The sequence below is a fragment of the Bacillus sp. FSL R5-0447 genome, from assembly GCF_038606125.1.
Classification (GTDB): Bacteria; Bacillota; Bacilli; order Bacillales; family Bacillaceae; genus Bacillus; species Bacillus velezensis.
Map to the genome: position 1 here is coordinate 3,797,844 of NZ_CP152012.1, position 13,601 is coordinate 3,811,444.

The following is a 13,601-nucleotide window of genomic DNA, read 5'->3' on the forward strand; positions in this document are numbered from 1 at the left end:
ACGTATTAAAGAAAGTCAATAAACTTATCTCTGAATTTCATGTGTAAAACAGAACCGACTGTTAACAAAAATAAGGTGAACAGCCAGAAATACATTGTATATTTCACATCTTGAAAGAACCACTGACCATCTAATAAGCTGTTCCTGAAACCGTCAATTATATAAAAAAGCGGATTCAGCTTCAAGACAGGAACCAATTCCGGGTGAGCTGCCCCCAGCTTTGAGTTAATATCCCAAAAAACCGGCAGGAGGAAAAACAAAAGTCTTGTCACTGCCTGCAGAAGAAACTGATAGTCTCGGATCAGCACGCTGATTGTCGAATTAAACAAGCTGAACGAAAATAAGAAAGCCATCAGACAAACAAAATAATAAATATATTGAAGCCAATGAAGGCTCGGATAGATTCCGCTGGCGAGCAATGCAATGATATAGATCACCATCATAATTGCATAACTGAACAAATTAGAAGCGATGGCGACAGACGGCAAAGAACTGATTGGGAAATTCATTTTAGCAACCATTTTAATTCTTTTAAATACACTATTTGATCCGTCCAGTATTGTCGGGCTTATAAAAAACCACGGTATCAGACCTGCAAGCATCCACAGAATAAAAGGCACTTCTCCGGCACCTGTAGCCATCGGCCCCCCTTTTCTGATCCCCAATCCAAAAACAAACCAATAGGCGAGCATTTGAATAAGAGGATTTAAAAACTGCCATAAAACGCCTAAATAATTCATTTGATATTTAGACTTTGTTTCATAGGCCGCTAATCGCATGATTAAAGGAAATGATGTTACTTGCTCTTTTAGTATTTTCACTACAGCATTCATTTTAATCTTCCTTAGGTTGATTTGATTTTATAAAGCATCGCTGATAATTGTACCAGAAATCAAATTTTTTTTCACTTTCAAGCCGCATGCAAATGCTGCTAAAAGGTTTGTAAATCATAATAGAAAAACCCCTTGATACAAAGGGGTTTTTCTATTATTCAGATTCAAACACAATTTTCACGACTTTCTCAGAAGAATGTCCTGACTCAAGATAACAGAATTTGTCATAAAAAGGTTTGAATGAAACCGGGTGCTGATAATCCGGTGATGAAATATGTTTGATTGCCTCGATCGTTTCCTCTGTCGTTTTCACTAACGGACCAGGAGCATCTTTCTCAAAATCGAAATAAAACCCTCTGAGTTTATCCCGGTATGTTTCAATATCGGGAACAAAAAACAGCATCGGGCGTTTTAGATTTGCAAAATCGAAAAATACAGAAGAGTAATCGGTAATTAACAGATCTGAAATCATATACAATTCCCGAATATCTTCGTGTGCAGAAAAGTCGTAAGCAAACCCTTCAAACGGACCGAGGTCAAAATTTTCGGCCACAAGATAATGCATTCTCAGAATAACGAGATATTCATCCCCGAGCTCTTCCCTTAATTTATGCAGGTCTAAATCAAGGTCAAATTTATAACGCCCTTTAGCATAAAACTGGTCATCTCTCCATGTCGGCGCATAAAGAATAATTTTCTTATCCTCAGGCAGGTTTAACCTTCTTTTTATCGCTGTGATTGTCTCATTATTATTGTCATTATGAAGAAAATCATTTCTCGGATAGCCTGATTCAATCATAGTTTTATCGAATTGGAAGGCGCGCGCAAATATCTCAGACGAGTAGGCATTAGGGGAAATTAAATAATCCCAATTGGATGCCTCTTTAATAAAATTCCTTTTATATTTTTTCGTATTAGTACCCGGCATATGAACTTCTTCCATATCCATTGCAAGTCTTTTTAAAGGCGTGCCGTGCCATGTTTGAAGATAGGTTGTATGTTCCGGCTTTGGAATCCATAAAGGCAGACGGCTGTTGACGACCCAATATTCTGCCCGCGCCATAGCAAACAGCCACTTGATAGAAAGCCTGTTAATGTATTGAATGCCCTTCTCTTTAAAAGGCGCTGCATACTGTTTATTTACGCTCCAATACATTTTATATTCCGGATGATTGATTTGCATGTATTCATAAATGGCTCTCGGATTACAGCTGTATTGTTTGCCGTTAAAGCTTTCAAAAATAATGGTCTTGCTTTTAACAGGCATTTTGCTCGCCATTCTGAAAACAACTTTATAACCTTTCGTAATGAGGGAATTTCTGCGTTTTTTCAGTTTTTTCATTTTGGAAATGAAACGTTTTTTCTTCCCTTTTATGAAGTATCTCATCCTTGTTTTCAGGCTGTAGTCGTTCACACGGATACAAACAGTCTGCTTTTTCTTCTTTTTATATACCTCATACCTGACCGGTCCGCTGTCTTTATTCACAACGCTTATGAGGCCTTTCAGTTTATTTTTTCTGTCTCCGAGCACAAGCGGAGTGCTGCTGAGAACAATAGGTTCAGCTTCGTCGTTTTCACAATGAAACTCCATAAACATACGGTAGACAAATCGTTTTTCCAGAGAATAAGGAATATCTTTTAATGGAATTTTTATTTGGAAATCAAAAATTTCAGGGGTGAATGCATCTTCCCGAAGCTGTTCAATATTCTCCGTTTTTTTCGTCATTTTAATAGGGAAATGTTTCTCTACGGGATCTTCTCCCCCTTTTTTAATGACAAATTGCAGGTTTTTAACTGAAAGCTGATTCTCCGAACTTAGATATCCTGCATACCCTGAAATTATAATCTCTTCTGCCTTCAGCTGAATCTCATCAAACTTCACAATTTTTGCTTCTCTTTTTACCTTTAAAGAGAAATTGCCCTTATCAGTTGTATAAGGTAAAATTAACAGCTCAGTCGTATGATCAAGGTGGTAGGCACGCTCAATCGCTTCAGCTTCCACGGTTAAACGCACCTGCTTCGGCTGTTCTTCTTCCGCTGCCGGTTCCCCCAGTACCACATAAAAATCATAAGTCTGTCCCATTTCTAAAGGTTCAGGAAACGAGTGAATATTAATTGATGCACTGTATTGAGCCGGGCTCTCTTTCTCTAAAATAACAACATCCTCGGCTCCGGAACGCCGTTCTTTTAATTTTAAATAACATTTCACTTCCTCAGCTAACGGTTCTTCGCTTTCAAGTGAAATAGAGAGTGCCAGGTCTCCCACATTATTTTTTAAGCTTTTCAAAATACATTTGCTCACGGTATTTTCATCCATACTTATTTTCTGCTCCTCTGAATTAAAGCTCTTCACTTAACCGATTTCACTTAATCGATGTGATCCTTTTTGTTTAATTTAATAGAGAAATTCCCTTTCACAGTCGTATAAGGTTCGAAAGTATATCCGTTATTCATAAACCGATCTTTTTCGCCGAAATTGACTTCACGGCTGGATACCCTTCTTAGAATACGGATATGGTCAGCTGTTATATATTGAATGTAAAAGTCAAGAACCGAAGTATGATTTGCGTCAATTTTTTCTTTTTGGATGTCCTTTTCAAAATCTATATAAAATGGCTGAGCCGGTTGATCAGCGGATACGGATATGATTTCAGATTTGTTTTTCCGATCAATCCCAACCATTCGGACTTTTTCAAATGCATCATTCTGGTCAGACACTGAAACGCTGATCGCTAATCCGTTGGCATTTTTTTCAAAAGATGTGATCGGGTGTTCTTTAGAACCGACTTTTTCAGCAAGCCGTTCCTTTTCTTTTCTCACTTCAACCATTTTGAAAAGAGCATATGACCAATTTTTAATATAGTTTGGTTTAGAGTATTTCTCCGCCATTTTAAAGGCTAGACGTGAAAATTGTTTGTGAGTGCTGTCATCTCTCATTAAAGAGATAATGGCCTCAGCCAGCTTTTCTATATTATATTGTTCAATTACATAGCCGTTTACTCCATCTTCTACCAAGCTTCTGGCACCGTAATCGTAATCGTAAGTTACGACCGGGCATCCATTGCTCAATGCTTCCATATTGGACAGACCGAAACCTTCAAAGTGAGAAGTTGAAATTGTCAGCCACGCTTTTTGAAACTCGTAATCAGGGTTGTTCGTGTAGCCTTTCAGCAATACATTATTCTTGAGGTTTTGAGCTTTTATTTCCTTTTTGATTTTCTCTGTTTCTCCTCCAGAACCGAATATTTCCAGTTTCGCATCCGGGATTTCATTTACAACAAGTTTGAACGCTTTAACGGCATGCGTCAGGTTTTTCATTGGTACAATCCGAGAGATAATAACCGCTTTATTTCGTTCGCTCGGAACTTTCAAAACCTCTTCATCAAGCGGTTTATTAATCGTATGCGGCGTAAAAAAGAATGTCTCTTTTTCCCCTGAAATCAAACTGAAATCTGCAATCTGCTCCTCAGTGATAAAAAATACGGCATCAAGGTTATTTATTTGACCGAAAAGTTCTTTATAGCGTCCTTTGATCTGGAACTTATTATCACCATAATGTTTATTGTGAATAATCGCGGCATAATAAGATGACGGCGCTTTTTTCACTCTGAAGACATGTTTATCCTGTAGTCTGCTGTCGACCAGAAATAGTTTAGGCCGATCGTTTTCTTTTTGGAGAATATCAATCCAATGCCTGCGCAACTCAAATTCATCCTTAAATGTTAAAGGGTCTTCTTCTGAGTACCAAGTAAAATGTGTGAATTTGACTGCTTCACTTTGGTCATCCCACATGAAGTGCTTTTCCAGATAAACGACATTTTCGTTGTTGATAAACTCCTGAAGGAAGATTTGATTCGTCTTTGTATCAAAATGAGAGACAATGACGGGTTTTCCTTCTTTATTGTATTCTTCCCTTTTGATTACTTGTTTTTCATCATTCAGGTAATCTACGTAACGCACGTCATCACTGCCTGAATAATAGGAAAGATTATAATCGTTTGATGATTTTCCGAACATTTTTGAGATAGTTTTGCTTACTTTCCCCTTACTGACATGTTTTTTTATTTGATTCAGCTCAATTTTCTCCGAATAAATCCGCTTGCCTTTTGTTCTTTTACTTAAAAAGTCATCGTACATGTTGATAACTTGTGTATATTGAGGGTCCGTTTTCTTTCTTTCAAAGAGTTCGTTTTTTTTTCTCCGAAATTCCAAATCAAATTTAAAAGTAAGAAAGGCGGTATTCTTTTGACTCTCTTCTCCGAATAGTTTAGAACGCAATAATAGTGATTTGGTCAGACCTCCGTAATCATCCGGGAGGCCTCCTGAGATAAAATAATACATCATATCGGGAAGCTCATTATTATCGTTAATAGGCTGATTGGACAAATTTTTTCTCCCTTTCACCATATGGAATTTAGTAAAACACTGCAAAATAATACTATTCCCTCAGATTATTATAACAAACCTATTTAAGCATCAAAAAGTACTCCTTATCAGCAAATAAGAAGTACTTTGAACAGTTCATACATTCAATAATTCCGTATTACACCCCGGCAATTTCTTTTTTAATCTGTGTGGTGGAAATGCCTTCGGTTCTAGGGAGGTAGATGACTTCGCATTGATCTTTAAGGAAATCGAATTTGCCTTCCCAATCGTCTCCCATTACGAACACGTCGATGTTGTGATCCGCTACGTCACGTACTTTTTGATCCCAGCTGTTTTCCGGAATGACTTCGTCGACATAACGGATCGTTTCCAGAATCAGCTTTCTGTGTTCATAGCTGTGGTAGGCCTTTTTTTGTTTTTGCAGGTTAAACTCGTCTGTTGAGATGGCAACAACAAGGTAATCTCCAAGCTGCTTTGCGCGCTCAAGCAGTTTAATATGACCCCAATGCAGTAAATCAAACGTTCCGTAAGTAATGACCTTCTTCATGAAACAAAAGCTCCTTTCTATCATCATACGTATAACAAGCAACTGCTCTGAAATGCTGCGCAGCTGTATCCTTAATCACTAAAGTGCCAATTTCGTACTCATGGAACCTCATTATATCACATAGCCCTGAAAAGGTTAAGCCAATGTAAAACGAAGTTACATTCCACTTATTAACAAATGTTATTACAATAGGAGTTTAGCAGGGTTTTTGCGCGTATGATTAAAGAAATTGTTATCTTATTTATATTTTTGTAAAACTATTGTTAAGTTTATCTGAAGGTATTATGTTAAAATAAAGCTTAGCCTAATTCACGAAAAAGTGAAAGAAAATCCCGTACAAAAAGGAGGACGGCAGATGCAGACTGAAATGGTGCACAACCTTTCTTATGTTAATGGAAATTTACAGGAGTTTATTTCATATTTAGACACTTATTATATCGCACAGAAGCAAGGAGCCGTCATTGCGACGGTCAATCCTGAGATCGGATACGCTGCGGCGAAAGACAAAGGTTATCATCAAGTCATTTCTTCCGCGGATTTCGTCCTGCCGGATGGTATCGGCGTCGTGTTAATGTCACGTTTGACGCAGCACCCGCTGAAATCAAGAATTGCGGGATTCGATGTGTTTCTTGCGCTGCTCGGCCTCGCAAACCGGCAGTCTAAAAAAATATTTTTATACGGAGCTAAGCAAGACGTGCTTGACGCCGTTTTGAACCGGATCAGCAAAGAGTATCCGAATATTGAGGTTGTCGGAGCCAGCAACGGTTATGAAGCGGATAAACGCTTCGTCGCCAAACAGATTTCCCGGGCGAAACCCGATCTCGTGTTTGTCGCCTTAGGATATCCCCATCAGGAACAATTTATTTATGAATACAAACATCTTTTCCCTCAGGCTGTATCGATCGGTTTGGGCGGAAGCTTTGATGTGTTCAGCGGAACGGTGAAACGCGCCCCTGAATGGATGATCAAAACGAATCTGGAATGGCTGTACAGACTGGTGACGAATCCGTGGAGATGGAAAAGGATGCTGAACATTCCGAAGTATGCTTTTACCGTTTTGAGAAATAATAAATCAAATAAAAGCCTGTATTCCAAGCAGGCAGAAGATCAAACGAAACAGCTTTAAACAAATAAAACAGCAAAAGAGATTGGTAATCTATGAACTTGCGATCTTTATTCGCCGCTTTTTATTCTATATATCTGTCTGTTCTCGGCGTTTTGTTCAAGCCTGTAAAGCCCAAGAACCACCTGACCCTGCTGGTATCTTTTGAAGAGAATGCGCAGGCTCTCATCCGTTCTTACAAAGCGCACGCTGAATCGCTTTCTTATGAAATGACGGTTTTGTATACGAGACATGCCGTCAGTCTGAAAAAAGAGCTGGAAGGTATCGGCTCTTTTTATCTGAACGAAAAACATCCGCTGCATCTTTTGAAGGCGGTTTTGATCCTTTTTAAGAGCAAAGCGGTGATAACGGATAACTATTTCCTCATGACAAGCGTCTTAAACCGCCGGCCGCAAACGACATGCATTCAGGTGTGGCATGCGAACGGCTCTTTGAAAAAGTTCGGCCTTGAGGATGTGACGAATCAAAACCGTCCGGCATCAGATATCAGCCGGTTTAAAAAAGTGTACCGCTCGTTTGACTTTGTCACCGTCGGTTCAGACGCGATGGCTGACGTTTTTAAAAAGTCGTTCGGCATACGGGACGGCCAGCTGTTAAAAACGGGTGTCCCCCTGACTGACGTCTATTATGAAGAACACAAGCCCGAACTGAAGCACAAATGGCCGAAAAAAATCATCCTGTACGCACCGACATTCAGGGATTATGATATGCAATCCTTTCGGCTGCCATTCACCGGAGAACAGCTCACAAACGCGTTAAACGGAGAGTATATGCTGCTTGTAAAGCTTCATCCTGCCGTTTTGCATCAGATTTCGGCTTCGTTTGAAAGCGAATTGATCAAGAACGTGTCTGACATGCGTCTTCATGATCTCTTGAAAGCCGCTGATATTTTAATTACGGATTACTCTTCCGTGCCTTTTGAATTCGCGCTCTTAAATAAACCGATTTTCTTTTTCACGTATGATCTGGAAGAATATGATCAAAAGCGCGGTTTAATCGACAATTATACTTCCGTCATCCCCGGAAAGGCTTGTCATGACAGCGAAGCCCTTCTGGAGGAAATGACGAAAAAGCCATTTCATGCAGAAGAAATGAAGCGGTTCGCGGACAAATGGAATATGTATTCAGATGGGAATTCGAGCAGCAAACTGCTCCAATTTGCAGAAGAACAAATAACATACAAAAACACCTGTTCACACAATTGAACGGGTGTTTTATATATTTATATTGCCTCCATAGTGCTTAAAAATAATCGTACAAACAAAAAGACATCTGTCCAATTTAATATTGAAAAAAGCTCGGAAGTATGACTCCGAGCTCTTTAACACGTTTATTTATAGACAGGAATATCATAGTAAAGCTGATAGTTATCTAACAGACTATAGAGACTGTACATTCTGTTTACCTGCTTATACGCCCAACCAATATCAGATGCATATTGGTGGCTTACAGAAGGCTCCCATCTCATTTTATACAAGGTATCTTGGTTGTATACGGCATTGTGTATATAACTCTGTCCGATAAATTTGGCCCCTCCAGTAATCGCTGCTTCAGGACTGAACCATCCTTGGTTATATGCATATTGGGCACCCTTGTTCACAGCGTCTCCGTCATATGCACCTATGCCATACATGTTATATACCTTTTTCCCATTATAGGTCACACCGTTTGCCAGCTCTGAGGTACCGTTTCCGGTCTCTAATAAAGCGTGAGAAATCAGGTAGAGCTCATTAATACTGTTAGATTCAGCTGCCTTAATAAAAGCTTCACCTTTTCCTTCAAGAATTCCTTTCCCTTTTAAAATCTTCGTATTGACTTCTGATGCTGTCAGTCCTGCATATTTCGATAACTTCAAAAACTGAAAATAACTTTTATCTGACACAGAAAAGTTTGCGGGGTTTACATAGTAGGAAACTTCTTCCTCGCTTGCTTTCCGCCAACCCATTTTAATTTTGGCCCAGTTATTCTCTACACTAATGATATTAACCTTATAACCTTTTGTCACTGTTCCTATAATATTATTGCTCTTTACCTCTGGAGTGGACCTGACATTAAGAAAATCTGCGGTTACGGTAGAATTTGCACTATTAATATAAGATAGAGATACGTAGGCACTTGAATCCGTCTGCGGGTTCGCTTTTAACTGCTTCGCGACCATTTCACTCATCGTAATATTATAATTTGTTTCCATTATTTGAGAACCGCTTTTCACCTCAACACTTGAAACTGCCCACCCATAAAGCTGCTTCACTTTGCTTGCAGCCTTATCAGCATTGCTTTTTCCTGTAAATTGTTCAGTAATCACTATACTGTATATTGGATTGTTTTTAGTAGTGTAGCTTGCTGATAAGTTCTTTGCCTTAAAGAAACTCAGTCCTTTGTTTAAAGCCGACGATGTGCTGATTTGATCTGTAACTAATTTATATTGCGTGTATGTGCTTTTGCCATTTTGTTTGGCGTTGCCTTTCGCATTATTTGTTTTAAAAAAAGTTAACACACGATCTATATCTTTTTGATTTAATAAGTCACTAACAGTGACTTGATATTGCGTATAAGCGGATTTACCGGTTTTTTCACTTACTGCCGTTAATTTTTTTGTCTTGAAGAAAGATTTGACTTGATTAATCTTAGCTGTGTCCAGCAAGGCTTCTGTCTTAATTTTATAAGTTATTCCTTTTGGTTGTTTTATAGATTTGGCAGTTGCATTAATACCGATTTTCTTTAAAGAGTTTAAACCTTTTGTTACTTTTGTTTTGTCAGCAGTCTGTTGTGATAACAGCTGATATTGATTAGCAGCTGTTTTTCCTGAATTTGATTTTGATGATTTTAATTTTTTTCTGCTAAGAAAATTTACTGCTTTATCTGCCTGTGCGTTTGTTACAGCATTTGTTATCACTTGATAAGTTGTTTGTGTTGACGTTTTTTTTACAGCTGTATAAGTCATATGCCATCTTTTCTTCTTAAAAAAGGCTTGAAGACTTTTTAGTTTTTCCGGGCTGACATCTTTCATTTTCACAAAATAATTATTTGTAGCCCCAACCTTTTGGTAGGTCCCTTTAATTCCAGTGTTATTTTTTATTTGGCTGATGGCATTCTTAACCATACTCAGTCCATTAAAATAACCCGTTTCTATATTATACGATGTGATAGTTTTTTTATTATTGATGGTTTTGTAACTGCTTTTGACGCCTGTGCTTTGTTCAAGCTGTTTGATAAGACTTTTCGCCTCATCTGCTTTATTAATCAAAGAATTCGTTGTAACAATGTAGTAAGACTGGCCTTTATCAGTCATGTTTAACGTGGCATTCAGCCCAGAATCTTTTTGAAAACTGCTTTTCACTTGGGATGCTGTTTTCTCTCCTTGAATTTTTCCGGATTGAATTTGAATGATCTCCGGTTCCTGTTCAAGTTTTTGATAATTAGCATTGACTCCAGTCTGCTTCTTTAACTCTTGAATAGCTGCCTTTACACTGGCCTCACTTGTCAGCTCAGATGTAACAATGCTTATATAAGGCTGCTTCACACCATTCGGTTTAACAGTACCGGTTAATCCTGTTTCCTTTTTCATTTTATCAAGCAAGTTATTAGCCTGCTGTTCACCTGAAATAGTGCCGGAAACTGCAGTATAATAGGGCTGCTTACTGCCCGTCGGACTTGATGTTCCTTTAATGCCTGTCTGCTTCGTAAAATCGCTTAGTACGCTTTTAGCATTCGTTTCGCTTGTCAGACCTGAAGCAGATATTTGATAGTTCTTAGACGTTCCGCTCTTTTGATAGTCTGCTTTCCATCCGGTATCTTTTTTCAATTTTGCAACTGCCTGAGAAGCCTCACTTTCAGAAGCAAACTTTTGTGTTGTTTCTAACTGATAAATGGAATTGTCAATATAAGCTGCCTTTACTGAGTCTGTTATCGTGAAAAATTCAAGAGTAACCGCTGACAATAACATTGCGGCAGCCAAACTTTTTTTCATTACCTCTCCTCCTTCTCTATATTTATCTATCACACTACTACTTTTATCGGAAAGTGCTTCAATTTTTAAAGTGAAATATATATAAAAAAACTTAATCCCAGAGCTGGGATTAAGTTTGGTTTTATATATGAGAAACGATGATCGTGCAATCTCCGTTTATCGTAAAGTCAGGCATCTGATCCGGCAGTATGAAATGCGCGCCTTTTTCAAGCTTGGCGGACTTGCCTTCACAGAGGATGGAGCCGCTTCCTTCTGTGACGCTGCACAGCATAAACGGAGCGTCCTGGGTCATTTCCGCCGTCCCGCTGATATCCCATTTGTATACAGAAAAATATTCTCCCTGCACAAAGGTTTTGATGGTGACGCCTTTTCTCGTTTCAGTTGATTCATCTAAAAATCCGTCCACATGAGGAACGGTGGCGGCGTTGACGGCATCGCGGATATGCAGCTCACGCGCCTGGCCGTTTTGATCTGTACGCCCGTAATCATATATCCGGTAGGCGGCCTCTGAATTCTGCTGTGTTTCAAGCACGAGCGCCCCCGCACAAATGGCATGGATGGTACCGCTCGGCACATAATAAAAATCGCCGGGTTTGATTTTCACACGGCGCAGCAGGCCTTCCCAGTCACCGCTGTTAATCATGGTGACAAGTTCCGCTTTCGAACGGGCCGTGTGACCGTATATGATTTCCGCATTTTCTTTACAGTCGATAATGTACCAGCACTCAGACTTCCCCGTTTCGCCCAGTCCATGCTCCTCGGCGTCATAATCGTCAGGATGGACTTTAACGGACAGATGTTGTTTGACGTCCAGTATTTTCGTCAGCAGCGGAAACCGGTCCCCTTCCGTTCCGCCGAATAATTCTCTATGCTGATCCCACAGTTCCACCAAGGTTTTCCCTTGATACGGACCGCTTTTGACCGTGCTCATTCCGTGCGGATGGGCTGATATCGCCCAGCATTCGCCGGTTGTTTCTGAAGGTATGTCATATCCGAATCGTTCGCGTAATAACGTGCCGCCCCATAATTTTTCTTTACATACAGGCTGTAAAAAAATCGGCTCTTGCGTCATGTTCGTTCCCCTCCCCTTAAAAAGCGGCTCATATCCCATTCCCCCTGTGTCTTTTTTTAAACACGGAGGGAGCCGCGGTTAAAAACAATATGTATAAAATGGCTGACCTGCTCATTATACCATTCGGATGGGGCGGAATGCTCAGTCATTTCCTATTCCAGAATAAAATGCCTTGTTTGTCGCAAATTAAAATAACTGATGGAAAGGGGGGAACATTGTGACGATACATGCGGAGCTCGGCAAAAACCTTGAAGTGCTGAAAAAACGGTTCGGCCAAAGCGATGACATGATGTTTTATTCGTTTACGTACGGAAACGGCAAATGTGACGCCTGTCTTATCTATATAGACGGACTGACCGACAATCAATTGCTTGCAGAATATATTATTTCGCCCGTTCAGGCGGCCGCCCGGCATCAAGAGGAACCGGCTGAAACACCGCCGTCATCCATCTCATTCGGCTATCGTCATACCCGGCTTTCTTCACTTAAGGACGCGGAGGCAGACATTTTCTCCGGCAAATCGGTTTTGCTGGCGGAGGGATGGGAGGAAGCTCTTTCGTTTGAGACGGAAACATTTAAAATGCGTGATATTGAAGAACCGGCTTCAGAAGTGCTTGAACGGGGGCCGAGGATAGGTTTTGTCGAAAAGCTTCGGACGAACACGGCGCTTTTGCGCGAGCAGTCCGGTGATCCCAACCTCCAGATCAAAGAGATCACACTCGGCGAACGGACAAAAAAGCGGATCGCCGTTGCCTACATTCGGGATATTGCCCCTGATGATGTTGTAAAAGAAGTGATGAAAAGACTGGAGTCCATCACCATTGACGACATTCCGGAATCAGGAGCGATCGAGCAGCTTATTGAAGATAACACGTATTCCATTTTCCCGACCGTCTTGACGACCGAACGGCCCGACCGGGTTATGGGCGCTCTTTTGGAAGGAAGGGTTTCCATTCTTGTAGACGGAACGCCTTTTACCCTTTTGGTGCCGGCTACCGTTGATGAATTTATCCACTCCCCTGACGATTATAATCAGCGGTGGGTTCCGGTTACCTTTCTCAGGCTGCTTCGGTATACATGCATTTTAATCACGATTTATTTACCCGGCCTTTACATATCGCTCGTTACGTTTCACACGGGGCTCTTGCCGACGAGAATGGCGGTTACGATTGCCGGAAGCAGATTGAATGTCCCGTTCCCGCCTTTTGTTGAAGCGTTCATAATGATTTTTACGATCGAGATGATCAGAGAAGCCGGACTCAGGCTGCCGAAGCCGATCGGACAGACGATCGGCCTGATCGGGGGCGTGGTGATCGGACAGGCCGCCGTTCAGGCGAATATTGTCAGCGCGATGATGGTCATTGTCGTATCCGTTACGGCGTTGGCTTCTTTTACGGCGCCCTCCTATGCGTTCAATTTTCCGCTGAGGCTCATCCGTATTTTTTCGATGATTTTGTCGGCGATATTAGGTTTATACGGACTGATCATGTGCTATCTGCTTGTCGTCGGCCATCTGATGCGTCTGAAAAGCTTCGGTCAGGACTATCTTATTCCGATCATGGCGCAGCCTGGCCAAGACTTAAAAGATACGATCGTCAGACTGCCGACGCCTCTTTTGAAAAAACGGCCGACCAGAAAAGAGACGAAAGATAAAATCAAGCAAAGGTGAT

General features: G+C 40.6%; 9 protein-coding genes. 3 read left to right on the forward strand and 6 right to left on the reverse strand.

Annotated features, from left to right (window positions below; all coding sequences use genetic code 11):
• Positions 1–5 precede the first annotated feature (5 nt).
• The 4 genes from tagG to tagD form a co-directional block, all read right to left on the reverse strand.
• Complete coding sequence (gene tagG, locus NYE68_RS19085) at positions 6–833, reverse strand: teichoic acids export ABC transporter permease subunit TagG (RefSeq protein ID WP_095352600.1); 828 nt, start codon at positions 831–833, stop codon at positions 6–8.
• A gap of 154 nt (positions 834–987) precedes the next feature.
• Positions 988–3,150 carry a CDP-glycerol glycerophosphotransferase family protein gene (locus tag NYE68_RS19090; protein WP_053574023.1) on the reverse strand — a complete coding sequence of 721 codons (2,163 nt, stop codon included), beginning with the start codon at positions 3,148–3,150 and terminating at the stop codon, positions 988–990.
• A 50-nt stretch (positions 3,151–3,200) separates the two neighbouring features.
• On the reverse strand, positions 3,201–5,219 hold the full coding sequence (locus NYE68_RS19095; protein WP_060673961.1) for an alpha-glucosyltransferase N-terminal domain-containing protein: 2,019 nt from the start codon (positions 5,217–5,219) through the stop codon (positions 3,201–3,203).
• Between the two features lie 157 nt (positions 5,220–5,376).
• A complete protein-coding gene (gene tagD, locus NYE68_RS19100; RefSeq protein ID WP_003151361.1) occupies positions 5,377–5,766 on the reverse strand; it encodes a glycerol-3-phosphate cytidylyltransferase in 390 nt (129 codons plus the stop codon).
• Positions 5,767–6,121: 355 nt separating this feature from the next.
• Between tagD and NYE68_RS19105 the strand changes: the two genes are divergently transcribed.
• Positions 6,122–6,892 carry a WecB/TagA/CpsF family glycosyltransferase gene (locus NYE68_RS19105; RefSeq protein ID WP_007407501.1) on the forward strand — a complete coding sequence of 257 codons (771 nt, stop codon included), beginning with the start codon at positions 6,122–6,124 and terminating at the stop codon, positions 6,890–6,892.
• Between the two features lie 32 nt (positions 6,893–6,924).
• Positions 6,925–8,094, forward strand: coding sequence for a CDP-glycerol glycerophosphotransferase family protein (locus tag NYE68_RS19110; RefSeq protein ID WP_324636346.1), 1,170 nt, complete (start codon positions 6,925–6,927; stop codon positions 8,092–8,094).
• A gap of 125 nt (positions 8,095–8,219) precedes the next feature.
• On the opposite strand, the gene NYE68_RS19115 is transcribed toward NYE68_RS19110, so the two are convergent.
• Both NYE68_RS19115 and manA read right to left on the reverse strand, forming a co-directional pair.
• Positions 8,220–10,859 carry an N-acetylglucosaminidase gene (locus tag NYE68_RS19115; RefSeq protein WP_324636344.1) on the reverse strand — a complete coding sequence of 880 codons (2,640 nt, stop codon included), beginning with the start codon at positions 10,857–10,859 and terminating at the stop codon, positions 8,220–8,222.
• Between the two features lie 121 nt (positions 10,860–10,980).
• A complete protein-coding gene (gene manA / locus NYE68_RS19120) occupies positions 10,981–11,931 on the reverse strand; it encodes a mannose-6-phosphate isomerase, class I (protein WP_324636343.1) in 951 nt (316 codons plus the stop codon).
• Between the two features lie 217 nt (positions 11,932–12,148).
• On the opposite strand from manA, the gene NYE68_RS19125 reads away from it, so the two are divergent.
• Positions 12,149–13,600 (forward strand): spore germination protein, encoded by a 1,452-nt coding sequence (locus NYE68_RS19125; protein WP_095284715.1) that lies wholly within the window; start codon positions 12,149–12,151, stop codon positions 13,598–13,600.
• The last annotated feature ends 1 nt before the right edge of the window (position 13,601 follow it).